Annotated in this window: 1 protein-coding gene and 1 pseudogene; both read right to left on the minus strand. The window is 44.8% G+C overall.

The features are described from left to right. Window positions 1-154: 154 nt before the first annotated feature. On the minus strand, window positions 155-718 hold the full coding sequence (locus A3738_RS25510) for a hypothetical protein (protein WP_068473539.1): 564 nt from the start codon (window positions 716-718) through the stop codon (window positions 155-157). A gap of 73 nt (window positions 719-791) precedes the next feature. Continuing rightward, a pseudogene (locus A3738_RS29610) lies at window positions 792-906 on the minus strand (ferredoxin); the annotation flags it as partial.

Consider the following 906-nt stretch of genomic DNA (forward strand, 5'->3'; position numbering starts at 1 on the left):
AGCTAGAGGTATGTCGTGACCGTTACGGCTTGCCAAAAGCGTACGCGCACAATGCTTTAAGTGATGCGATCGCGACGGCAGAATTTCTTTGCGCATAAATTAACGCTTTGCATGGTATGAAGTCTTCTCTTGCGAGCTTGAAACCAAGGTTGGCCTAAAAATCATCCCCAAAAAATGAATCCGATTTGTCGATCGGTTTTGCTGTTTTGAGTTCTTTCAATTGCTTTTCACGCATGGCGCTTTTGGTCGTTGCGTCTTCTAATTGCTCGGTGTAGAGCTCCAACCAAGATCGCGAGCCAGGCACCATATGAGCTAGATCGTATACAGCCGAGCGCACTGTTTCCATGAAGCGTTGCTTCGCTTGCTCTTGCTCGATGAGTACTTGCTGAATGGTACTGTTCGCGTTGTTATCGATACGATTTTCAAAACTTTTGATATGCGCATTTAGTTCCGCCAAACGCAAATCATATTGCTCAAGCAGTTCTTTCTGGCCAGCAATAGTATTCGCAATATCGTCTGATGCGTCGGAGTTATTGGAGGAAACGCCGCCAAACGAATAAATCACAAATGCTGTGACGGTCGCAGAAATGGTGACAGTAAGAATGAGAGCAAAAAACAACAAGAAAACACGGTTTTTGTCAACCTTGCTTTCTAATAGCTCGATACGTTGTTCGGGGGTTAACGGTACTTCAGATTCGTTTGCTTTTTCTTCGCTCATGAACGACCTAACTACACTGAGTTCACTGTATTTGTTTGGCTAAGTGTAGTCAGAATCTAAGAAAGGGCTAATTTTAGGAGATGCCCGTTAGCTTTTCGTATTTTGCCATGAGCTGTTCTTGCGTCTCATTGTGAGCAGGATCAAGAGGGATGCAATCAACAGGGCACACTTGCTGACACTGTGGCTCG

Source organism: Oleiphilus sp. HI0066, assembly GCF_001635725.1.